This is a genomic window from Brevibacillus sp. (genome assembly GCF_003521185.1).
Lineage (GTDB): Bacteria > Bacillota > Bacilli > Brevibacillales > Brevibacillaceae > Brevibacillus > Brevibacillus parabrevis.
In genome coordinates, this window is record NZ_DOTK01000044.1 from 53,272 (window position 1) to 74,521 (window position 21,250).

At 55.2% G+C, this 21,250-nt stretch carries 19 protein-coding genes and 1 pseudogene; 17 read left to right on the forward strand and 3 right to left on the reverse strand.

Annotation, left to right across the window (positions count from 1 at the left end; translation table 11 throughout):
- The first annotated feature begins 11 nt into the window (after positions 1 to 11).
- From DEP07_RS13070 to DEP07_RS13105, 8 genes and pseudogenes are all read left to right on the forward strand, one after another.
- Positions 12 to 512: a hypothetical protein gene (locus DEP07_RS13070; protein ID WP_173599242.1), complete on the forward strand. Its 501-nt coding sequence runs from the start codon at positions 12 to 14 to the stop codon at positions 510 to 512.
- A 30-nt stretch (positions 513 to 542) separates the two neighbouring features.
- Positions 543 to 1,661: a beta-ketoacyl-ACP synthase III gene (locus DEP07_RS13075; RefSeq protein ID WP_287102586.1), complete on the forward strand. Its 1,119-nt coding sequence runs from the start codon at positions 543 to 545 to the stop codon at positions 1,659 to 1,661.
- On the forward strand, positions 1,651 to 2,823 hold the full coding sequence (locus tag DEP07_RS13080) for an ATP-grasp domain-containing protein (protein WP_173597548.1): 1,173 nt from the start codon (positions 1,651 to 1,653) through the stop codon (positions 2,821 to 2,823). Before DEP07_RS13075 ends, DEP07_RS13080 begins: the two co-directional genes overlap by 11 nt.
- A 33-nt stretch (positions 2,824 to 2,856) precedes the next feature.
- A complete protein-coding gene (locus DEP07_RS13085) occupies positions 2,857 to 3,858 on the forward strand; it encodes an NAD-dependent epimerase/dehydratase family protein (RefSeq protein ID WP_122964625.1) in 1,002 nt (333 codons plus the stop codon).
- Entirely contained in the window at positions 3,848 to 4,708 is an 861-nt protein-coding gene (locus DEP07_RS13090; protein ID WP_122964626.1) for an MBL fold metallo-hydrolase, read from the forward strand. Before DEP07_RS13085 ends, DEP07_RS13090 begins: the two co-directional genes overlap by 11 nt.
- Entirely contained in the window at positions 4,696 to 6,042 is a 1,347-nt protein-coding gene (locus DEP07_RS13095) for a F390 synthetase-related protein (protein WP_287102587.1), read from the forward strand. The genes DEP07_RS13090 and DEP07_RS13095 overlap by 13 nt, the downstream gene beginning before the upstream one ends.
- Positions 6,020 to 7,180 carry a GNAT family N-acetyltransferase gene (locus DEP07_RS13100; protein ID WP_274874281.1) on the forward strand — a complete coding sequence of 387 codons (1,161 nt, stop codon included), beginning with the start codon at positions 6,020 to 6,022 and terminating at the stop codon, positions 7,178 to 7,180. Before DEP07_RS13095 ends, DEP07_RS13100 begins: the two co-directional genes overlap by 23 nt.
- 91 nt (positions 7,181 to 7,271) lie before the next feature.
- A pseudogene (locus DEP07_RS13105) lies at positions 7,272 to 8,155 on the forward strand (DMT family transporter).
- On the opposite strand, the gene DEP07_RS13110 reads toward DEP07_RS13105, so the two are convergent.
- Positions 8,152 to 8,859 carry an ArsR/SmtB family transcription factor gene (locus DEP07_RS13110; RefSeq protein ID WP_122964629.1) on the reverse strand — a complete coding sequence of 236 codons (708 nt, stop codon included), beginning with the start codon at positions 8,857 to 8,859 and terminating at the stop codon, positions 8,152 to 8,154. The pseudogene DEP07_RS13105 and the gene DEP07_RS13110 sit on opposite strands and share 4 nt — an antisense overlap.
- A gap of 135 nt (positions 8,860 to 8,994) precedes the next feature.
- Complete coding sequence (locus tag DEP07_RS13115; RefSeq protein ID WP_287102588.1) at positions 8,995 to 9,993, reverse strand: M23 family metallopeptidase; 999 nt, start codon at positions 9,991 to 9,993, stop codon at positions 8,995 to 8,997.
- A gap of 195 nt (positions 9,994 to 10,188) precedes the next feature.
- Here DEP07_RS13115 and DEP07_RS13120 point away from each other — a divergent pair, with 195 nt between their 5' ends.
- Together DEP07_RS13120 and DEP07_RS13125 are read left to right on the forward strand one after the other, a co-directional pair.
- Positions 10,189 to 10,911 (forward strand): response regulator transcription factor, encoded by a 723-nt coding sequence (locus DEP07_RS13120; RefSeq protein ID WP_242774557.1) that lies wholly within the window; start codon positions 10,189 to 10,191, stop codon positions 10,909 to 10,911.
- Positions 10,901 to 12,685, forward strand: coding sequence for a sensor histidine kinase (locus DEP07_RS13125; protein ID WP_287102589.1), 1,785 nt, complete (start codon positions 10,901 to 10,903; stop codon positions 12,683 to 12,685). Before DEP07_RS13120 ends, DEP07_RS13125 begins: the two co-directional genes overlap by 11 nt.
- Before the next feature lie 14 nt (positions 12,686 to 12,699).
- On the opposite strand, the gene DEP07_RS13130 is transcribed toward DEP07_RS13125, so the two are convergent.
- Positions 12,700 to 14,457, reverse strand: a complete 1,758-nt coding sequence (locus DEP07_RS13130) for a methyl-accepting chemotaxis protein (RefSeq protein ID WP_287102590.1) — start codon at positions 14,455 to 14,457, stop codon at positions 12,700 to 12,702.
- Positions 14,458 to 14,787: 330 nt separating this feature from the next.
- On the opposite strand from DEP07_RS13130, the gene DEP07_RS13135 reads away from it, so the two are divergent.
- The 7 genes from DEP07_RS13135 (at position 14,788) to DEP07_RS13165 (ending at position 21,203) form a co-directional block, all read left to right on the forward strand.
- Complete coding sequence (locus DEP07_RS13135) at positions 14,788 to 15,780, forward strand: lipoate--protein ligase (RefSeq protein ID WP_122964634.1); 993 nt, start codon at positions 14,788 to 14,790, stop codon at positions 15,778 to 15,780.
- A gap of 180 nt (positions 15,781 to 15,960) precedes the next feature.
- Positions 15,961 to 16,833 carry an aminoglycoside 6-adenylyltransferase gene (locus tag DEP07_RS13140; RefSeq protein WP_122964752.1) on the forward strand — a complete coding sequence of 291 codons (873 nt, stop codon included), beginning with the start codon at positions 15,961 to 15,963 and terminating at the stop codon, positions 16,831 to 16,833.
- A 315-nt stretch (positions 16,834 to 17,148) separates the two neighbouring features.
- Positions 17,149 to 18,096, forward strand: a complete 948-nt coding sequence (locus tag DEP07_RS13145; RefSeq protein WP_122964635.1) for an ABC transporter substrate-binding protein — start codon at positions 17,149 to 17,151, stop codon at positions 18,094 to 18,096.
- 223 nt (positions 18,097 to 18,319) lie between these two features.
- Positions 18,320 to 18,691, forward strand: coding sequence for an ArsR/SmtB family transcription factor (locus DEP07_RS13150; RefSeq protein ID WP_122964636.1), 372 nt, complete (start codon positions 18,320 to 18,322; stop codon positions 18,689 to 18,691).
- Positions 18,692 to 18,693: 2 nt separating this feature from the next.
- Complete coding sequence (locus tag DEP07_RS13155) at positions 18,694 to 19,209, forward strand: SRPBCC domain-containing protein (RefSeq protein WP_122964637.1); 516 nt, start codon at positions 18,694 to 18,696, stop codon at positions 19,207 to 19,209.
- 133 nt (positions 19,210 to 19,342) lie between these two features.
- Positions 19,343 to 19,873, forward strand: coding sequence for an RNA polymerase sigma factor (locus DEP07_RS13160; RefSeq protein ID WP_122964638.1), 531 nt, complete (start codon positions 19,343 to 19,345; stop codon positions 19,871 to 19,873).
- Positions 19,857 to 21,203 (forward strand): penicillin-binding transpeptidase domain-containing protein, encoded by a 1,347-nt coding sequence (locus DEP07_RS13165; RefSeq protein WP_287102591.1) that lies wholly within the window; start codon positions 19,857 to 19,859, stop codon positions 21,201 to 21,203. The genes DEP07_RS13160 and DEP07_RS13165 overlap by 17 nt, the downstream gene beginning before the upstream one ends.
- Positions 21,204 to 21,250: the final 47 nt, after the last annotated feature.

Sequence of the window (21,250 nt, forward strand, 5' to 3'; positions counted from 1 at the left end):
GAGGTGAAAGCATGTACAAGCTGGGCATGAAAGGGAAGAAGTGGCTGCTGCTCCTGCATTTGCTCTTTTCAGCGATTATGCTGGGCGGAGCGGTTCTGTTTCTCGTTTTGAGCATCGTGGCGGCGAATACGGACGATGCCGGGATATTTGCCGCCTGTTACACCGCGATGCACACCTTGGCGAAAACAAGTGTGCGCGCGTCGACCATCGGCACGATCGTCACAGGCGTGCTGCTCTCCGTCTGGACGCATTGGGGACTGTTTCGCTATTACTGGATCATCGCCAAAGAAGTGCTGACGCTCGTCACGATCCTGCTCGGCCCCGTCGCCATGTACGTCTGGACGTTGCCAGCGGTCAGCCTGGCCTGGGCGCAAGGGTTGGAAGCGATGGGCAATCCCGCTTTTATCGTCAACAGCGAAAAGCTCTGGATCGGGATTGTCTTGCAGCTGCTTTCGCTGATTCTGTTGTTTCTTTTGTCGGTGTTCAAGCCGTGGGGGAAACGAAAAAGCTGAAAAACCGTCTTTGTAACAGTAGACTATCTTTTGCGTAGGCGAAAGGTAGTCTTTTTTGCGTATGCCCTCCACAAGCTGCCATTCTTTTGCGTAAAATGGGTGTCAGTGACAGCATACAGTGTGAGAGACAGACAATCGAGGGAGAACCAGACCATGGAGAGAAGAGTAAAATTGCTGGGCACGGGAAAATACTTGCCCGCGCGAGTCGTGACAGCGGCAGAGCTGGATGAACAGCTCGGGCTGGCTACAGGATGGACCGAAAAAAAATCCGGGGTTCGGATTCGCCATTATGTTACAACGGAAACAGCCGCGCAGATGGGGGCGATTGCCGCCAAACGAGCGGCGGAAGCGGCAGGAGTCTCGTTGCAGGAGCTTGACTGCATCGTCTGTGCGAGCGGAACGGCGCAGCAAGAAATTCCGTGCACAGCGGCCTTGATCCAGGAAGAGCTGGGGCTTTCCCGTACCGGGATTCCTTGCTTTGATATCAATTCGACTTGCCTGAGCTTCGTGACTGCGCTCGACGTCATGTCTTGCGCGATGGCTGCGGGTGTATACAAGCGCGTGCTGATCGTCTCGACGGAGATCGCTTCGATGGGACTGAACTGGAAGCAAAAAGAAAGCTGCGTGCTGTTTGGCGATGGCGCGGCAGCGGTCGTCGTGGGGCAGACACCGGAAGGCGAGTCGTCCCGCATGATAAGCTCAGCGATGCAAACCTACAGCGAAGGGGCGCACTATTCGGAAATTCGCGGCGGCGGAACGATGGTGCACCCGCGCCACTATGCGAACGGACACGAGGATGACTTCGCTTTTGACATGGACGGACGCAAAATTTTTCGTTTGACCTCGCAGTTGATTACCGGCTTTGTCGACAGCTTGCTCGCGAAAGCGTCCGTGAGCAAAAAGCAGCTGCAGGCCGTCATTCCCCACCAGGCGAGCGGGATGGCGCTGCGCATCATGAGAACGAAGCTCGGCTTTATGGAGCAGCAAATGGTCGATATCATGGCAGACCACGGCAACGTCATTGCCGCTTCGATCCCGATGGCTTTGCACGAGGCGATCAGCCAGAAGCGGGTAGCGAGGGGAGATTGCCTGCTTTTGCTCGGTACTTCCGCCGGGTTGTCGCTCGGAGGGATTGTGCTTGAATACTGAGCGGACGGTCCTTTTGACAGGAGGGAGGGCACCTGCCACGCTGGAGCTGGCCCGGCTGTTTCACGCGGGCGGACACCGCGTCGTTGTAGCGGAAAGCGCGGGGCGGCACCTGTGCGCTCATTCGCGCTATGTAGCCCGCTCCTATCGCGTTCCGCCACCCCGGACGAAGACGGATGCCTATATCGCCGAGCTGTGCCAGATCATGCAAAAGGAGCGCGTCGACCTGCTCGTTCCGACTTGCGAGGAAATTTTTTACGTCGCGCACGGCCGCGAGCGGTTGCGGGCATATGGCGCCGTGCTGGTGGAGCCGCTTCCTGTGCTGCGCGCTTTGCATGACAAATGGCTGTTTCAGGAACGGGCACAGGCAGCAGGGGCGAAAGTTCCGCATACGATTCGGGTGGAATCTGCGCACGAACGGGATGAAGCGATTCGCCAAGCGAGTGGCCCGATCGTGCTGAAGCCTGTCTACTCCCGCTTCGCCGCCCATGTCCAGATCATCCGCGATCTGTCCAGGGTGGAGTTGTCCAGGCTTCCTGTCCCGTCTGCCGCTCAGCCGTGGCTCGTCCAGCAGTTCATCGCAGGACGCCAGCTGTGCAGCTACGCGGTCGCCCATGAAGGAGAGCTTGCGCTGTATGCGGACTATGAGACGGTGCACACGGCCGGGCAAGGGGCGACGATTCATTTTGCCTCTGCCGGACATGGCGGAGTATACGATTTTGTCACGCGGTTTGTCCGCAGGCACAAGTTCAACGGGCAGATCGCTTTTGACCTGATCGAGAGCGATGCAGGCGAACTGTATGTGCTCGAATGCAATCCGCGGCTGACGAGCGGGATTCATCTGTTTGCGGAGCAACAGGTGGCGGATGCCTTTTTTGCAGGTGGAAAAGAGGTGCTCGTGCCAGAGACAGGACGATCCTATATGCTTGGCCTTGCCATGCTGAGCTACGGACTGGCAAATGTCAAGGGCTGGTCGGGTTGGAAAAGGTGGGCGCGCGACCTGTCCGGCGCGCGGGATGTGCTCTTTCGCCTGGACGATCTGCGCCCGTTTTTTGACCAGTTTGCCATGCTCGGCGATCTGGCCTGGCAAAGCGTGAGCACGAGAACAAGCATGCTCGCATGCAGTACGAGCGATATCGAATGGAACGGGGAAGTGCCGCGCTGAGCGGGTTTCTTTGGAAAGGATGGGAGAAGGCACATGAAAAAACGTGTGCTCGTCACAGGAGGAACGGGTTTTCTCGGACAAAAGCTGGTGCAGCGGCTGCATGAGCAAGGCCACGAGGTGACTGCGCTGGGACGGGATGAGGGCATCGGGCGGCAGCTGCGAGAGCAGGGCATCCGTTTTGTCCGTACAGATATTAGAGACAGGGAGGCGGTAGCAGACGCATGCCGCAGTCAGGAGATCGTCTATCACGTTGCCGCGTTTTCCTCGCCGTGGGGAAGGTTTCGCGACATGTACGAGACGAACGTGAGCGGAACCGTCCATGTCATTGCTGGATGCGACAAGCACGGGATTGAGCGGCTGGTGCACGTGTCGAGTCCGAGCATTTACTTTGCGTTTGCCGATGCGTATGGCATCCGGGAAGATGCGCCGCTGCCAGAACGTTTTGCCAACGTGTATGCGCAAACGAAGCATTTGGCCGAACTGGAAGTGGACAAGGCGCATCGGCAGGGGCTGCCGACGATTACGCTGCGCCCGCGCGCCTTGTTCGGGCCGGGCGACAATGCGATTTTGCCCAGACTGATTCGCGCCAACGAACAAAAATACGTGCCGCTGATTGGGGGCGGAAAAGCGCTCATCGATTTGACTTACGTGGACAATGTCGTGGATGCGCTCGTGCTGTGCATGGATTCACCTGCAAGCACATTCGGCCGAGCCTACAACATTACAAACGGGGAGGCTGTCACGCTGATCGACGTACTGACGGATGTGTTCCGGCGACTGGACATGCCGCTGCGAGCGAAAGAGGTGCCGTACTGGCAAGCGTACGGAGCGGCCTGGGTGCTGGAGCTGTTGTCCCGCACCGTGCTCGGCTACCGCGAGCCGATCCTGACCCGTTATTCCGTCGGGGTACTCGCCAAGTCGCAGACGCTCGATATTACGAAAGCGCGGCAGGAGCTTGGGTACGAGCCGCGCGTGAGCATAGCGCAAGGGATTGAAACTTTTACGGCATGGTGGAGGGCAGAACATGGACGTTAAATTGACGTGGCTGGACACTGGCTACTGCCGACAGCTGGAACTGTTCTCGCGCAAAGGCGGCAGGGTGAAAATGATTCGCTTTCACGCGCTTGCCGGGCTGATCGAGCACCCGCAGCACGGCATTTGGCTGTTTGATACAGGCTACTCGCCGCGGTTTTTCCAGGCGACCCAATCGTTTCCGTACTCGCTTTACGCCAGCTTGACGCCTGTCGTGACAGCGCCTGAGCAAAGCGTGCTGGCCCAGCTCAACCAGCGGGGGATCGCGGCAGATGAGGTAAAAGGCATTTTGCTCTCCCATTTTCATGCGGATCACATCGGCGGATTGCGCGATTTTCCCAAAGCGCGTCTGTACTGCTACGAGAGCGCCTATCTGCATATCAAGGACAAGACAGGGCTGGCTGCTGTGCGCGAGGCGTACTTGCCTGATTTAATGCCTGCCGATTTTGCCGAACGCGTGACATTTGTGGATCGGCTGGCCCCGGTTGAGCTGCCAGCGCGGTACGCGCCGTATGCAAAAGGATACGATCTGTTTGGCGACCAGAGCGCTTGGGTGGTCGATCTGCCCGGGCATGCACAAGGCCAGTTTGGCGTGTTTGTGCGTGACCGCGATCACGGCGAACTGTTTTTGTGCGCGGATGCCGCCTGGTCGAGCGAGGCGTACCGCCGCTTTTTGCTGCCGCATCCGCTTGCCAGGCTGATCATGTCCGACCGCAAGGCATACCGCGACGAGCTGCACAAGCTGCATGTCCTGTCGCGCAATCGAGCAGACGACTTGCGGATCATGCCGACGCATTGCAGCGAAGTGTGGGAGACGACGAAAGAGGGCGGGGATTTTTCATGGAGATCATGACGCTGCTTGCGCAGTACGTGCGGACGAAGTGGCTCGCCCGGCGCTTTTCCACGCGAGAACAGCTGGAAAAATGGCAAGATCGCCAGGTCAAGGCGCTGCTGAACCGGATACTGCCTGTGTCGCCGTTTTACTTGAAAAGAATGGGCGCTTTGTCCAAGGCAGAGTGGAGAAAGCTCGCGCCGATTGACAAAAAGCTGATGATGGAGCATTTTGACGAGCTGAATACGCGGCGCATCGCCAAAGAAGAGGCGTTCCGTCTGGCGCTGCAGGCGGAGAACACGCGCGATTTTACGCCACAGCTCAAAGGAGTCACGGTCGGCTTGTCGTCCGGCACCTCCGGCAATCGCGGGCTGTTTCTCGTCGGGCCAAAAGAGCAGGCCAAATGGGCCGGGACGATTATGGCCAAAATGCTGCCCGGGCCGCTCTGGTCTGAGCAACGGATCGCCTTTTTCCTGCGGGCGAACAGCAATTTGTACACAGCCGTAGACAGACGGCGTATTCAGTTTGCTTTTTTTGATCTGCAAAATTCGTTAGCAGAGCATGTCGAGCGGCTGAATCGTTATCAGCCGACTGTGCTGGTCGCCCCGGCATCGATGCTGCGCATGCTGGCAACAGCCAAGCGGCAAGGAGCACTGCGGGTATCGCCGATCAAAGTCATTTCGGTCGCGGAAGTGCTCGACCCGCTTGATCAGGCGTACATTCAGGACAGCTTCGCTCAGCCCGTTCATCAAGTGTACCAGTGCACGGAAGGGCTTCTGGCTGTCACGTGCGAGCACGGCACTTTGCACGTAAACGAAGATATCGTCGTGATGGAAAAAGAGTATCTCGATGAGCAGAAGGAGCGGTTTTTCCCGATTTTGACCGACTTTTCCCGCGAGACGCAGCCGATTATCCGCTACCGCCTGAACGACATTTTGACGGAGCGGCACACGCCGTGTCCATGCGGCTCCGTGTTCATGGCACTGGAAGCGATAGAAGGGCGCTCGGACGATCTGTTTTGGTTCCGGCATGGGCATGAACACGAGGATCGCTGGATTTCCATCTTCCCGGATTTCATCCGGCGGGCTGTGATGGTGGCATCCGCGAAGATCGAGGAATACACGGTTCGCCAGCTTGGTGCAGAGCAGGTGGAAGTCGCGCTGTTGGTAAACGGGCAGCACTCCGAGCAAGAGGTGCAGGAAGAGGTGCGGCAAAGTCTCGCGGCTGTCATTCGCTCTTACGGCGCTGTCGTGCCCGCGATCCATTTTGCGCCGTACCAGCCTCATTCGGGCGCTAAAAAATTGCGGCGCGTAGAGAGGGTGTTTGCTTTCGATGAGCAAAAAGGACGAGATTAGGCTGTATGAGCCTGACGAGCTTTTGGCGCTGGACTGGACGCAGCTTGCAGATGGCGACTACGCCCGCGACTATTTGACGACACTCGCGACAGATTCTCCTGAGCGCCACATTCAAAACGTGCAAACAAAGCTGCTGGGCCTGCGCGCAGGAGGGCGTCTCGTGCCCGTGACGGTGAATGAGCAGGAGTACACCAATTCGTATGTTTGTTCACCGTACACCCATTTTGTCACTTACGCCCGCGAAGAGCTGGACATGCTCGATTCCATGCTGTGGAAAAGGCTGCTCGCGCCTGTGCTGGCCGCGCTTGGCTTATGGATGAAGGCAAGCCGCTGCAACCGGATCGCGATTGTGAACAACTGGCTGTTGTCCACGAATTTGTACCACGACTGGACGGTGCAGGAAGCGCGGGAAATCACACACTTTTGCGCGAAAAAGCTGCCGCGGCACATCATCGCGTTCCGCTCCGTTTGCCAGAAGCTGAGTCCCGAGCTGTACAAAGGGCTGAAGGATGCAGGCTGCCTGATGGTCCCGAGCCGCTACGTGTACTTGTTTCACCCGGAATGGCCAGGCAAAGGGACGTGGCGGGTGCGCAATACGCTGTCCCGCGATCGGAAAATGCTGGAGAAGTCCGGCTACCGGGTGCTTTGGCACGATGAGCTGGAAGCAGGGCAGGCAGGGCGGATCGTCGAGCTGTACAACGCTCTGTACCTGGACAAATACTCCCGGCTGAACCCTCAGTTTACGGAGGACTTTATCAGGCTTGCGATGCGCAAGCGGACACTCACGCTGATCGGACTGGAAAAGGACGGGCGGCTGGACGGCATACTCGGTTATTTCGTCCGCAACGGCGTGATGACGACTCCTTTGTTTGGCTACGATACCAGACTGCCGAAAGAGACGGGGTTGTACCGGATGCTGTCGAGTCTTTTGGTGCAGGAGGCACAGCGGCGAAGCCTTTTGCTGCACCAGAGCGCGGGAGTCGGGGCGTTCAAGGCAGACAGGGGGGCCGTCGGGGAGACGGAATACACGGCTGTGTACGTCAAGCACCTGCCTGTTTATCGGCGGTGGATTTGGCAGACGCTTGCCGTATTGCTTGAGCGAATCGGGATCAAATTGGTGGAAAAATACGAGTTGTAGTGCCTTTTCATACACACTTCGACGCGGATCGTAACTTCTTCCCTATACACTGAAAAGCAGCGAAGCATTTGCTTGAAGGGGGAAGGATTACATGAATCGGCTCTTGTTCGGAACATTGGTCGTAGTCACGACTTCACTCATGGGTTCATCGTTTGCGGTGGGAAAAATCGGCTTGGCTTACTTTTCGCCGCTGCTGCTTGTCGGTTTGCGCTTCACACTCGCCGGGCTGCTCATGGCTCTGTGGGTGTGGAAAAAGCCGCTGCCCCGCTCGGGAACGGAGTGGGCGAAGATCGGCCTGATCGGATTTTTGCAGACGGCGGCGGTCATGGGCTGTATTTTTTGAGCTTGCGAACGATTACTGCCGGGGAATCGTCGATTTTGACCTTCATGAATCCGCTTCTGGTCGTCATCTGGGGAACGTTGTTTCTGGGAGTGGCCTACCGTTTTTCCCAGTGGCTCGGGGTGCTGATCGGCCTTGCCGGCGTATTTTTGACACTTGGCTCGCATCTGCAATGGGAGACGGGAACGCTGTTCGGAATCGGCTCGGCCCTCGCTTGGTCGATCGCGACGATTTTGGTCAAGCGCTGGGGCGTGCAGTTTCATGTCTGGGTGCTGACGGCCTACCAGATGCTGTGCGGCGGAATTTTGCTCCTGATCATGGGCGTGACGCTGGAGACGCCCAAGCTGATCATTGCGCCGGAGTCGATCTTCATCGTGCTCTGGCTGGCGATCATGGCGTCCATCGTGCAGTTTGCCACCTGGTTTTACTTGCTCAGCCACGGTGATCCTGGACGCACCAGCGCTTTTTTGTTTCTCGCCCCGTTTTTTGGCGTGCTGTCCGGCTGGCTGTTGCTCGGGGAGGTTGTGTTGTGGAACGTATACGCCGGAGGTTGCCTGATTTTTGCCGGAATTTTTCTCGTCAACTGGACGTTTGCGCCCCGGAAGCAGCGCGAAGAGTCGGGAAAGCTCGCCTAGACGCGTTCTTTTTCGCCTGTGACGTCAAGGCCGAACTCCGCGATGAACCCGCTTGTGCCTTTTGGTGTGACGCGCACGGCACGTCCGCCGGGGATTCGTTCGATCCAGCCCAGTTCAAACAAGCGGTTGGTGAGCGAAGCCCCCAGGCTGCCAGCGAGATGGTGGCGACGCTCGCTCCAGTCCAGGCATTGACGGGCAAACCGCCGTCTGCTTTTCGGGCTGCTCTCGACCTCGACGCCGAGTGACCGCAGCTTGCTTTTTCCGGCTTCGTTCAGGACAAAATCTTGTCCGGATGCCTCGATCATGCCGAGCGCGATCAGCTTTTGCGTCAAGGCGACGCCGACTTCTCCGGCGAGGTGATCGTAGCACGTACGCGCATAGCGGATCGCCCGCATCTGATCGGACTCGCGCAAGGAGCGAACGGGCTGGGGAGCAGAAATGGTCAAAAGCGCCTCCAGCGCATGGGCCACCTCGGGGCTCGCCAACCGATAGTAGCGATGTCTGCCATGCGATTCGCTGGTCAAAAGTCCGCCTTCGACGAGCTTTCCCAGATGCGTGCTGGCTGTTTGCGGCGTCACTTTGGCGCTTTGCGCCAGCTCGCTCGCAGGGAGCGCTTTTCCTCCGAGCAGGCTGACCAGCATCATCACACGGGATGGCTCGCCGATCAGGGAGGCAAGCTCGGCGATATTCGGACTGGTACTCATCTCGATCCACCTGCTTTCACATTGATAATTCGATCATAAACGAAATGTATGTGTGAAGACAAGAAAAAGTCCGTCACTTGAGCCGGGACAAGGCCAAGGGCGGACTTTTTCATTAGGTGCTTTCGTTCGGGGGCGCTAGTTGCCAGCTTTTACGGTTTCGCCCTGACGCGGGTTCAGCCCGCCCTCCCATCGCACGCGGATCGACTTGCTCAAGAACAAATCTTTGCCGTCGGAAACCTGGTAGTGCAGATGCGGCTCGCTGGAATTGCCGGAGTTGCCGCACAAGCCGAGCAAATCGCCTTTTTTCACCCGATCACCGACCTTCACTTTTGCCGAGCCTTGCTTCAGGTGGGCGAGATAGCTGAACTCGCCGTTTCCATGATCGATGACGACCACGTTTCCGGCAGGCTGCTTGTCGTTCATGATGCCGACGGGAACGTTGTCGGGAATATCGCTCACGACATGCACGACTGTTCCGTCCTGCGGCGCGAGAATTTCTTGCCCGAAGGCGTAGTAGCTTTCGTTTTTCGTGGCATCTCCCGAGTAGGAGTAGCCGTCCTTGATTTTGATGATGTCGTAGGCATAGCGCTGGCTCGGTATCGCGTAATGGTAGTTCGACAGCACATCCTGTCCGCCCCAGAACACGTACCAGTCGCCCTTGAACGGCGCCTGATAGGAAAGCTTCGTCAAGGTGTTGTCCGTAGCCGGGAAAGTTTCCAGCGGCTTGACCAGCAGGGTGGTAATCGTCCCTTTTGAGTCCGTAACAGCGGTAAGGGCGAACTTCCCGTCCTGATCCAGCCAGGTGTCGTAAAAGTTGTCGCCGTTCAAACGAAGCTGCGAATGGTGCTTCCATTCTTTTATCGTCGCGTTCAACTGTTGAAACGTGTTTTCAAAATCGGTTTTGGAGATGCTTTGCTTGAAATCGGCGCTGGTCTGATCGTAGACGGCAGCGGCTTTTCCGGCAAGGAGAGCTTGCCCGAGCTGTTCAGCTTTGATTGGCTTTGCCGCCGATTGTTCTGCCGCGCCCTGCGCTGTTCCAGCTTGAGTGGGCGGCTTCCCGAGGTATTGCGTAGCGGTTCCGCAACCGACCAACAGCATGGCGTACGCTCCTAACAGCAGTGAGACTTTCTTCATGTTCTGTTTCCATCCTCTCGCGTCTTGGTTGCCTCCATTATAAAAAGCTACTCTTATCCACAAAGAAACGGAAACTTACGCCCGACTTAAATCGGACAGGCAAAATTATGATTCCGTTAAGGTAGCTTGAAAAGCTGCGGGCGCAAGGGACATGGTAAAATGAGGGATGAAGCTAGAAAAAGGAGCAGATGCAAGGTGAAGGATGCCGCTATTCTTCTTGTGGACGACGAGCAGGCGATCCTCCAGTTGCTGGAGACGGTGCTGCGCAAAGAAGGATTCGAAACGATCGACAAGGCCAAAACAGCGGAAGAGGCACTGGCTGCTTGCGAGAAAAAAGCCTACGACCTGATCGTCCTTGACGTGACGCTCCCGCAGATGAGCGGAATCGACGCATGTCCGTTCATCCGCAGACTGACGGAAGCGCCGATCTTGTTTTTGAGTGCGAGAAATACGGACTTCGACAAGCTGACGGGCTTTGCCGTGGGCGGAGACGATTATGTGACGAAGCCGTTTAATCCGATGGAAATTGTCGCCCGCATTCGGGCGTTGCTGCGCCGTTCGCGCAAATTGCAGCCTGTGGATGCCAGCGCGGTCAACGGCGTTTTTGATTTCGGACGCTTCCAGGTGCACGAAATCGCCGGAGAGCTGTATGTGGAAGGCAAGCTGATCGCGTGCCCATCGCTCGTGTTTCAGTTGCTGTTGTTTCTGTGCAAAAATCCGAATCGCATTTTTGCCAAAAGCGAGCTGTATGAGCGGGTGTGGGGAGAACACAGCATTCGCGACGACAATACGATCATGGTGCACATTCATCGGATTCGCGAGCGAATCGAGCCTGATCCGGCGCAACCGGAATATTTGGTGAACGTGCGCGGGCTGGGCTACAAGCTGATGAAGAAAGGGCTGCCGCATGAACTTTAAAAATCGGCTGGCGATCCGGCTGATCTCCTGGCTGGTGATTGTCGGGTTGTTGCTATCGATCCTGGGTGGCGTGGCGCTTTTCTGGATCATCGATCGCATGACGCAGATTGAAGCGAACCGCCAGTTTGAAAATGCCGGGCTGTACCAGTTGATTCAAACGCTTGAATCACGCGACGGGCAGCTTTACTTTGATCCGCAACTGCTGGAGCTGATTCGCGAGAGCGGGGGCTGGCTGCAACGCCTGGATGAATCGGGAAAAGTCACCGATTCGTTTTTCACGCCCGATGACGTGCCGCACGCGTATGGGCCGGGAGAGCTTACCGCTTATTGGCTGGGAAAAAGTCCGTTTCCGTACCAGTTGTTTTTGTGGATACAGGAGAAAGATGGCGTCCGGCACACGCTGGTGTACGGAGTAGGCAAAAAGCAGGAACAGTTTTTAAAGCTGCTCATCGACAGTTCTACGGTTACAGGCGCCGAGATTGCAGTTGATGCCGACTTGGCGGACAGAGTGAGAAGCGAGGGCGCCTGGCTGCAATTGCTCGATGAAAAAGGCACCGAGCTGGCTTCTTTCAACAAGCCGCCGGAAGCGATTCACGACTTTTCGCTGCAAGAGTTGGCTTTGCGCTCCGTGTATCCGGATCGGTACGGAACGAAGCTCGTTTCCTACTACGACAAGGAAAAGCGGCAAACGTGGGTGTTGAGCACCCCGCTTGCAGGCATGAAGCCTGGGCAAAAGCCGCTGCTGGAACCGGAGATTCAAGTTTTGCTCGTTGGCTTAGGCTCGCTTTTGGCTGGCTCGATGCTGGTCATTCTGGTTGTGGCGTACTGGCTGGGACAACGCTTTGGCGCCCCGATCGTCCACATGATGAAATGGCTGACCCACCTGCGCAGGGGGCGCTATGCCGAGCCTGCGGGCGCAAACGGAATGGCGCGAAGCATGGACAAGCGCGGACGGCGAAAGCGCAACTACCGCGTGTATCAGGACGTCATGGATTCGCTGGATTCCTTGTCGCAATCGCTGCACCGCAACGAGAAGCTGAGGGAGGAAACCGAGCGCATTCGCGACGAATGGATCGCCGGAGTATCCCACGATTTGAAAACGCCGCTGTCCTCGATCAAAGGGTACGCGCACTTGCTGGGAAATGAGGCGTATAGCTGGAGTGCAGAGGAGACGCGTTCGTTTGCGGAAATCATTTTGGACAAGTCCGCTTACCTCGATGAGTTGATCAATGACTTGACGCTTACGTATCGATTGCGAAACGGACAAGAAGCTCCGGCTGTCGAGCTTGTGGAGTTGAACAGCTACACGGGAGAGGTAGTCAGGGAAGTAGCGAACCATCCTGCGTACGCGGCGGGCGCGATCCGTTTTAATGCAGCGGATCAGACGGCGATATACATCTATGTGTACAAGCCTTGGTTTCAGCGAATTGTGGAAAATCTGGTCGCCAACGCCTTGCTGCATAACGAAGCGGGCACGACTGTCACAATCGGGTTTCGTAAAAGCGGATCGTCCACGGTTCAGCTGACTTTTGCCGACAATGGAAAAGGAATGGACGAGGAAACGGCGGAGCGCTTGTTCGAGAGGTACTTCCGCGGTACGGATACCGAAACCCGTGGAGAGGGCTCGGGCCTCGGCATGGCCGTCACGAAAGCGTTGGTGGAAGCGTTGGGCGGCTCGATTGAGGTCGAGACTGCCAAAGGGCAAGGAACTGTCATTGCTATCACCTGGAAAACAACGCAACCGCCAAGCCTGGAAAAACAAGCTGGCGGCTGAACGTAAGCATAAAACTAAACTTTGAACTGTTTGACCAAATCCTGCAATTCTTCCGCCATCTCGGACAGGGCAGCAGCAGAGGAAGAGATTTCTTCCATCGAGGCAAGCTGTTCTTCGGCAGCGGCGGAAACGTTTTGCGTGCCAAACGCGGTCGATTCTGCTGTTTTGGCGATGGTTTCGATGGCATACACGACTTGCGCAGAGCCTTCCGACATGAGATGGGTCGCGTTGGACACTTCCTGGATTTGACTGGCGACTTCTTGCGTACCGGACAAAATGCCGTGGAACGCTTTGCCTGCGTCATTCACCACTTCGATTCCGGCCGACACTTCGGAAGTCGTCGATTCCATCGCCAGAACGGCGCTGTTCGTGTCGATCTGAATGGCAGCGATCAAATCTTTGATCTGCTGGGTCGACTTGGCAGACTGCTCCGCGAGAATCCGCACTTCATTGGCGACGACGGCAAAGCCGCGTCCGTGTTCACCCGCACGCGCAGCCTCAATAGCCGCATTCAATGCGAGCAGGTTGGTTTGCTCCGCGATGGAAGTGATCACTTCGACGATTTTGCTGATCTCGGCTGAACGGTCGCCGAGCAGCTTGATCGATTCGGCCAAGCCGCTTACGGTGGTGCTGATCGAGTTCATCTGCGCGATGGCAGTCTCAATCGCCTGGTTTCCGCTGGTTACGGTTTTGGCGGCTGTCTCTACAGTGCGCGTCGCCAGCCCGGTATTGTCTACAATGTCTTGCATCCGAGCCGACATTTCATTGATCGTTTCGGATGTGGCATCGACCGTTTTCGCCTGGTCTTCTGTTCCTACCGCCATATCCTGCATGGTGACGGCGATTTGCTCGGTGGCTCTGCTCGTCTGCTCCGCGCTTGCGGTCAACTGTTCAGAGGTGGAAGCGACTTGCTCCGAGCCGAGGCGCACACGCGAAATCAACTGGCGCAAATTGTCGGTCATGAGTGCGAAGTCATCGGCCAACTGACCGAGTTCATCCCGGTTTTTGATCTCGATTTTTTCTCCGGTAAGGTCGCCTTCTGCTACTTGTTTTGCTCGCGTTGCCATTTGCACAATCGGTTTGGAAATATGACCGGAATAAATCCAGGAAACTGCGAAGCCGATTAGCAGGAAAATGCCGAGGGTAATCAAAAGATCGTACAATACTTTGTTGGCGGGACCGTCAAAGTCTTCCATGTAGCTGCTCGCGCTTACGATCCAGCCCCAGTGCGGATCAGCTTTGGAGTAGGCTACTTTCGGATACATCACATCAGGTTCGTTTGGCTTGGTCCACTGGTAGTATGTAAACCCGCCGCCATTCAAGCCCTGCTTGATTATTTCCTGGGTAAAGTACACGCCGTCAGGACCTTTTTTGTCCCATTGGTTTTGCCCTTCGATGGAAGGAGAGGCGAGCATGATTCCTTGTTGATCGACTACGAACATGTAGCCGCTTGCACCGGAATCAATATTGGGGTTGATGGGGCGTTTGCCGTCCGCTTGCCTGGGGCCAAGAATATGCTCCTTTACTTGCTCTTGCGCATCTTCTTTGCTGAGTTTGCCGGCATCGACCTGTTTTTGCAGGGCGTCGATCATTTCGATCGTCAAATGCACGTTGTTTTTCAGGATGCGCGAACCCAAGTCGCTCATTCCGGCGCTGGCGGAATTGTAGCCTTGAAAACCGATGACTAAGCTGGGGATTGCCAGTAACAGCAAACACATCATCACGAGCTTCGTGCGCAAGGAAACGAACTTGGCTTGCTTGGCTGCTTTCATAAATGAACACCTCGCTGCTTCAAAAGATTTCGGACATGAAGGAAACACCAAGATGATCACCACAGGCTGACGCTTTTTTGTTGTGGATTCACAGCAGGGGAAACCGATCCATCTGGAGTTTTACTACGATGCTTATGACTTTTATCGACAGAAGTAAAGCACTGTTTTAGTCTGTTCTGGCGTATTTTCCAAAAGTTTTTGGAACGTTTTGGGTCTGGCGTTGAAAGGATTGCAGCTTCTGGAAATGATAGGGAAAGCAACTGCGGTGTTTGCCAGCGACTCATGGTATGATAGAAAGGATGTAAATCCAATCGGGATGGAGGCAGCGTGATGAAATTCATAGATAACCAGGGAATTACGGACCCTCGCATGAATCTGGCTATTGAGGAATACGCATTGAAAAATTTGCCTGCAAGTGACGACTATTTGCTGTTTTACATAAACGAACCATCGATCATCATCGGAAAAAACCAGAATACGATTGAAGAGATCAACTCTGCCTATGTGGAGGAGAACCATATCCACGTCGTTCGCAGGCTGTCTGGCGGCGGGGCCGTCTACCACGACCTCGGCAACCTGAACTTCAGCTTCATCACGAACGATGACGGCCAATCGTTTCACAACTTCCGCAAATTTACCGAGCCGGTTGTGCAGGCGCTGAAAAAGCTCGGCGTCGAAGCCGAACTGACCGGGCGCAACGACATCCAGGTCGGAGAGCGGAAAATTTCTGGCAATGCGCAGTATTCGACCAAAGGCCGGATGTTCAGCCACGGTACTCTCTTGTTTGATTCGGAAATGGAAAACGTCGTCTCGGCATTGAAAGTAAACGCCGAGAAAATCCAGTCCAAAGGGATCAAATCGATCCGCAGCCGGGTTGCGAATATCTCGGAATTTTTGCCGGAAAGCATGACGATTGCAGAGTTTCGCCTGGCGATTCTCCACTCGATTTTCGGAGAGGGAGAAGTGGAAGAGTACAAGCTGACCGCCGAAGACTGGGACAAGATTCACGAGCTGTCCAAAGCCCGCTACCAAAGCTGGGACTGGAACTACGGCAAATCGCCGAAGAGCAACTATCGCCAATCCAAGCGATTCGAAAACGTCGGCAGCATCGAAGTACAACTGGATATCGAAAAAGGAAAAATCAAGGACGCCAAAATATACGGCGATTTCTTCGGCGTGAGAGACGTGGCGGAGCTGGAAGCGCTGCTGCGCGACACGCCGTACGACCGTCCATCTGTCACCGAGCGGATCGCTCTGGTCAACTTGCAGGAGTTTTTCGGCAATCTCGACCGGGAGTCGTTCGTGTCGCTGTTGATCGTGTAACACGCTCATCGTCTCACTCAGATTCGCGGCCCGCCCGCCAGACTTTGTTTTTTGCGGAAGGCAAGTCAAAAAACAAATCGGACGTGACAGTTTCGCCGACCGACCGCAAGCGGCTGTATTCGCATCCGCATGGAGGAAAATGGCGAGGCAGTTGTCACGCAAAAAGGGTGGTTGCAGACGATGAGAACAGAACGTGAAATGATGGCGCTGGTACTCGATTTTGCGCGGGCAGACGAACGGATTCGCGCGGTGACACTGGAAGGCTCGCGGACCAATCCGCGCGCTCCCAAGGACATGTTTCAAGATTACGACATCAGCTTTCTCGTCACCGATATGCAGTCGTTTCTCGACGAGCCGACATGGATTGATCGATTCGGCGAGAGAATCATTTTGCAAACCCCGGAAGCGATGAGCATGTTTCCGCCAGAGCTGGGCGAGCGCTTTTCCTACCTGATGCTGTTTGCCGACGGGAACCGGATCGACTTGACCTTGATCCCGCTTGAGGAAAAGGACGCCTATTGCCAGGAGGACAAGCTATTGGTCGTGCTGCTCGACAAGGACCAATGCTTGCCGCACGTACCTGCGCCGACGGATGAAGACTACTGGGTGAAACGCCCTTCTGCCGCATTCTTCCGCGACTGCTGCAACGAGTTTTGGTGGGTGTCGACGTATGTGGCAAAAGGCTTGTGGCGAAAAGAAATTTTGTTTGCCATCGAGCATCTGGATCGGTACGTGCGACCGATGCTGCTGAAAATGATCGAGTGGCGGGTGGGCATTCAAACCGATTTTTCCGTGAGCATCGGGAAGAGCGGCAAATATTTGGAAGCACACTTGTCTGCCGAGCGGTGGCAAAAGCTTTTGTCCACTTATCCGGGCGGCAGCTACGAAGGCGTCTGGACGGCACTGTTCGCGATGGGCGAGCTGTTCCGCGAAGTCGCGGGGGAGGTAGCAGACGCTTTCGGCTACGAGTACCCGCACGACGATGACGAGCGCGTGACGAGCTACTTGCATCGTGTTTCACAGCTTGCTCCTGATGCCAAACAAATTTTTTGACCGCGATCACCATCGCCACGCATGAAAAGACGGCGAAACGCCTGACAGGTGCTGTCCAGGTTTGACCGCAAAACGTGCGCTGAGCCAGGGCGAAAAGCGCAAGCTCGTACCGCATAGAGTGGCTTTTTGAAAGGAAAAAGAGGCTGTTCCCAAAGTCGAAAGACAATGGGACAGCCTTTTTATATTCACGACATAAATAAAAACCATTGACATAAGCGTTCGAATATGTGATTATCTACTCTGTCGCTGATAATGAGAATTATTATCAGAAAACTGTTTCACACAAAACACCAAGTGGCAAGGAGAAAAGAGCGTATGAAAAAAGGAACACGAATCGTACTGGCCTGCTTGATTGCAGCAGTCACAGCTGTTTTTGCCGGTTGTGGAAGCAACCAAACGGCACCGGAGGCGGACAAGAAGCCTGCGACGCGCGTAGTCAAGCATCTGATGGGGGAAGTGACGATTCCGGCAGAGCCAAAACGGATTGCCGACGTATCGGGAGCAGCCGAGGAGCTGCTGATTTTGGGGCACAAGCCGATTGCTACGGCCAATACATACAAAACAAAAGTCATGTCCCACCTGACGGACAAGCTGCCAGACGTCAAACCTGTCGGCTGGATGTGGGATGACTCGATCAATATGGAGGCAGTGATCGAAGCGAAGCCAGACTTGATCATCATGAACAACCGTCAGCAAAAGCTGTACGAGCAAATGGCGAAAATCGCGCCGACCGTCGTGCTGGAAACCGACATGGACAAATGGCGCGACAAGTTCAAGGAAATCGGTCGCTTGTTCGGACAAGAAGAAGACGTGAACAAATGGCTGGCTGGCTACGACGAGAAGACGAAAGGAATGCGTGAGCAGCTCAAGCAAGCTTACGGCGATCAGTCCTTTATGTTCCTGGCTGTAACGCCGAAGCTGTTCCGCGTGTACGGCAACTACGGATATGCCGATATTTTGTTCACCGATCTCGGACTGAAGCCGGCAGAAGGCACACCTGCCGATAAAACGATGGAAATGATCGAGCTGGAAGGTTTGACGAAGTTCCAGCCTGACCATCTGTTCCTCGTCAATTTTGGCGGCAAGGCGGATGAAGTTTACGCGGAGCTGAAAAAGAGTCCGGTGTGGAAAAGCAACAAGGCCGTTCAACAAAACCATCTCTATGAAGTAACGAACGAAACATTCAATACAAAAGCGTTTGGCCCGCTCGGCAAGGAAATGCTGCTCGACGAGATTGGCGGCATGTTGCTGAAAAAGCAATAAGCGTACAAGCTGAGCTGGAAAAAGGATCGGGCTGTCGGGAACGCAAGCGTGACAGCAAGCAAGGCCGGAGAAAAACGAATTTTTTTCCGGTCTTTTTCTTTTTTTAAAACATTCTCTTGAAGGAATATTCCTTTTCGTGTATATTTAGGATAACAGAAAGATGACCACAATGATGAGATAGGAGACGGCAATCTGGAGGTCATCACGTAATGAGGTGAACAACATGTCAGGGGACATTCCGGACATGGGCATGACGACGCTTGGCGCTTTGGCTGAGCCGAATCGACTGAATATCGTGGAGCTTTTGCGCGAAGGTCCGCTAACTGTAGGCGAAATCGCCGAGCGGCTCGGGTTGCGTCAGCCCCAGGCTTCCAAGCATCTGAAGGTACTCAGCGAAAACGGCATCGTGGAAGTAAAGGCCGAAGCCAACCGTCGAATCTACAGACTCCGGCCAGAGCCATTTCAAGCGCTTGATGCCTGGGTGAAATCGTTCCAGCGAGTCATGGAGGAAAGGTACGACAACCTAGAGGATTACTTGCGGGAATTGCAGGGCCAAAATCGTCCTGAACAAATGCACGAAAACAAGGAGGAATAACCATGTCCAGAAATGCAATCGTTTCGCGAGTTGAGGGTGAGCGTGTCCTGGTGCTGGAGCGTATTTTCGACGCGCCGCGCGAGCTTGTGTTCCAAATGTTTAAAGAGCCAGAGCACCTGAAACGCTGGTGGGGGCCAAGAGGCTGGGAAGTTCCGGTTTGTCATATCGATTTTCGTCCGGAAGGCGTGTGGCACTACTGCATGAAATGTGTCGACCAAAATCAGGGCGAGTTTTACGGCATGGAATCGTGGGGCAAAGGCGTGTACGAGGAAATCGACGAGCCGAACCGGATTGTGTACACCGACTATTTCTCGGACGCCGAAGGAAATGCGAATGCGGAGATGCCATCGACCAGAGTCACGCTGGAATTTATTGACCAGGAAGGGCGGACGAAGCTGGTCAACCGCGCCGAGTACGTGTCGGCAGAGGCGCTCAAAACCGTTATGGACATGGGCATGCTGCAAGGCATCACCGAAACGTGGGATCGCCTGGAAGAGCGCCTGAACGAGCTAAAATAAGCACACAAAGGTCGCCTGGCTGCGAAGCTGGCGGCCTGTTTTTTTATTCCCGAACATTTTTTGGACAAAAACTGTAAGCAAATCGGATTTTTTCGTCTAATCCAATACAACGCTGTAACAAAGGAGCGAAGCAATGGAGCCGGATGACAGAATCGAGCAATGGTTTCTCCGATACGGCAACGACGTGTACCAGTATTTGGCGTATTTTACGGGAAGAAGAGATGTGGAAGATTTGGTTCAGGAAGTGTTCACGAAGGCGCTCAAGGCTTTATCCGGTTACGAAGGCAGGGCGCAACCGCGGACGTGGCTGCTGTCCATCGCGCGTCACGCAGCGATTGACCATAGCCGCAAACAAAAAATGATCGACTGGTTCCCGGAGACGGTCCTTGGATTTCTCCGCTCCAAAGAGCGCTCGCCCGAAAATGCCTTAGTGCTGAAAGAGCAGTTGCAAGAGGTTTACCACACGATGAACCAGCTCAAAAGAACGTATCGGGAAGTTTTGATCTTGCGCCTGATCGAAGGCATATCGACGGAAGAGACAGCCGAAATTTTGGGATGGAGCGAAGCAAAAGTCAGCACCACGCTGCACCGGGCAGTCAAAGCCCTGCAAAAACGCATGTCCAATAGCGGCAAGGAGGTTCATCTGCATGACGCCATCTTTTGAAGAAAAACAGGTTAGCAGTCTGCTGCAATCTTTTCCGACGCTCAGGATGGAGGAGGAAAAGCAACGCGAGGTGATCCAGCAGCTGCGACGTGAAAAAGAGCTGCTCAAAAAGCGGAGGGGGCGTGCTGCGTATCGCTACGTCATCGGAGGCGTAGCCGCATTATTGGGCATGCTGTGGTTCGCTTCGCCGTTTTTGCCATCCCCATCCTCCCTGGCGCCTGCTCATTCAGGCGGCCAGAGCACGCAGGCAGCAAGGGCAGACGTCAACGGGCAGCCAGCAGAAGCAGGGAAAGAAGCTGCTGTGCTGACGATTGATGCGCAAATCCAGACTTCGATAGAGCAAACAATCGCGAAGACATTTGAAGCTGTTCATCCGGAGCGAATGACGGTGATTGTCTCCGATCCGGGCACAGGCGAGATTTTGGCGATCGGCAGCCGAAGCAAAAACGGAGCGACGGACGATGCGGAACGTTTTGCCGCCGCAGGAAAAGCGCAGCCTAATCCTGGTGCAGCCTATCAGATCGTGACACTGGCGGCAGCGATTCAAGAGGGGAAGTTCGACCCTCGGGAGATATACGAGTCCGGTACATACAAAGGGATTCCCGGCGAACCGATCAAAGATTTCAACAACGGCATCGGCTGGGGGAAGATCACGTTTCTGGAAGGATTTCTGCGCTCATCCAACGTAGCATTTGCCAAGCTCGTCCACGAACGTTTGCACGGGGATACGTTGCGAGAATACTTCGAACGGTTCGGTTTCGGACGCGAAACAGGGATGGAGGCAGCGAATGAAGAGGCGGGGAAGCTGCCGAATATGGACGAACCGAGGCAGGCGGCATTGGCGGCAACGGGGCTGGGCGGTGCGGCAACTCCGCTTCAACAGATGGCGGCTGTGGGAGCCATCGCCAATGGCGGAAAGCTGATGCAGCCGCATCTGTACAAGCAGGCAGGTACGGACGAACACAATCGGTACATGGTTCGGCAGGTTGTCTCGGAAGAAACCGCCCGGAAGGTACGCGACATGCTGGAATCGGTGGTCACAAGCGCGCGTGGCTCAGGAATCGGACTTGGCTTGCCAAATGTTACGGTGGCAGCGAAGCACAGTGTAGTCGAGAAAACCGATCCGAAAGGGAAGGCACTTGACGGGAAATATACCGTTTCGGTGATCGGATTCGCGCCGAGTGACCAGCCAAAAGTTTTGGTGTATGTCGAAATCGATGAACCGCAAAGCGAGTTACCTGTAGTTGGCTGGAAAAAAGTCGTAGCTCCGCCCTTTCAGGAGGTGTTGAGCAACAGCTTGCAGCATGTGCAGCAATTGCAAAAGCGATGAACAGCGACAATGACTAGCCAGCGGGTGCAGTCTGAAAAAAGGATTCG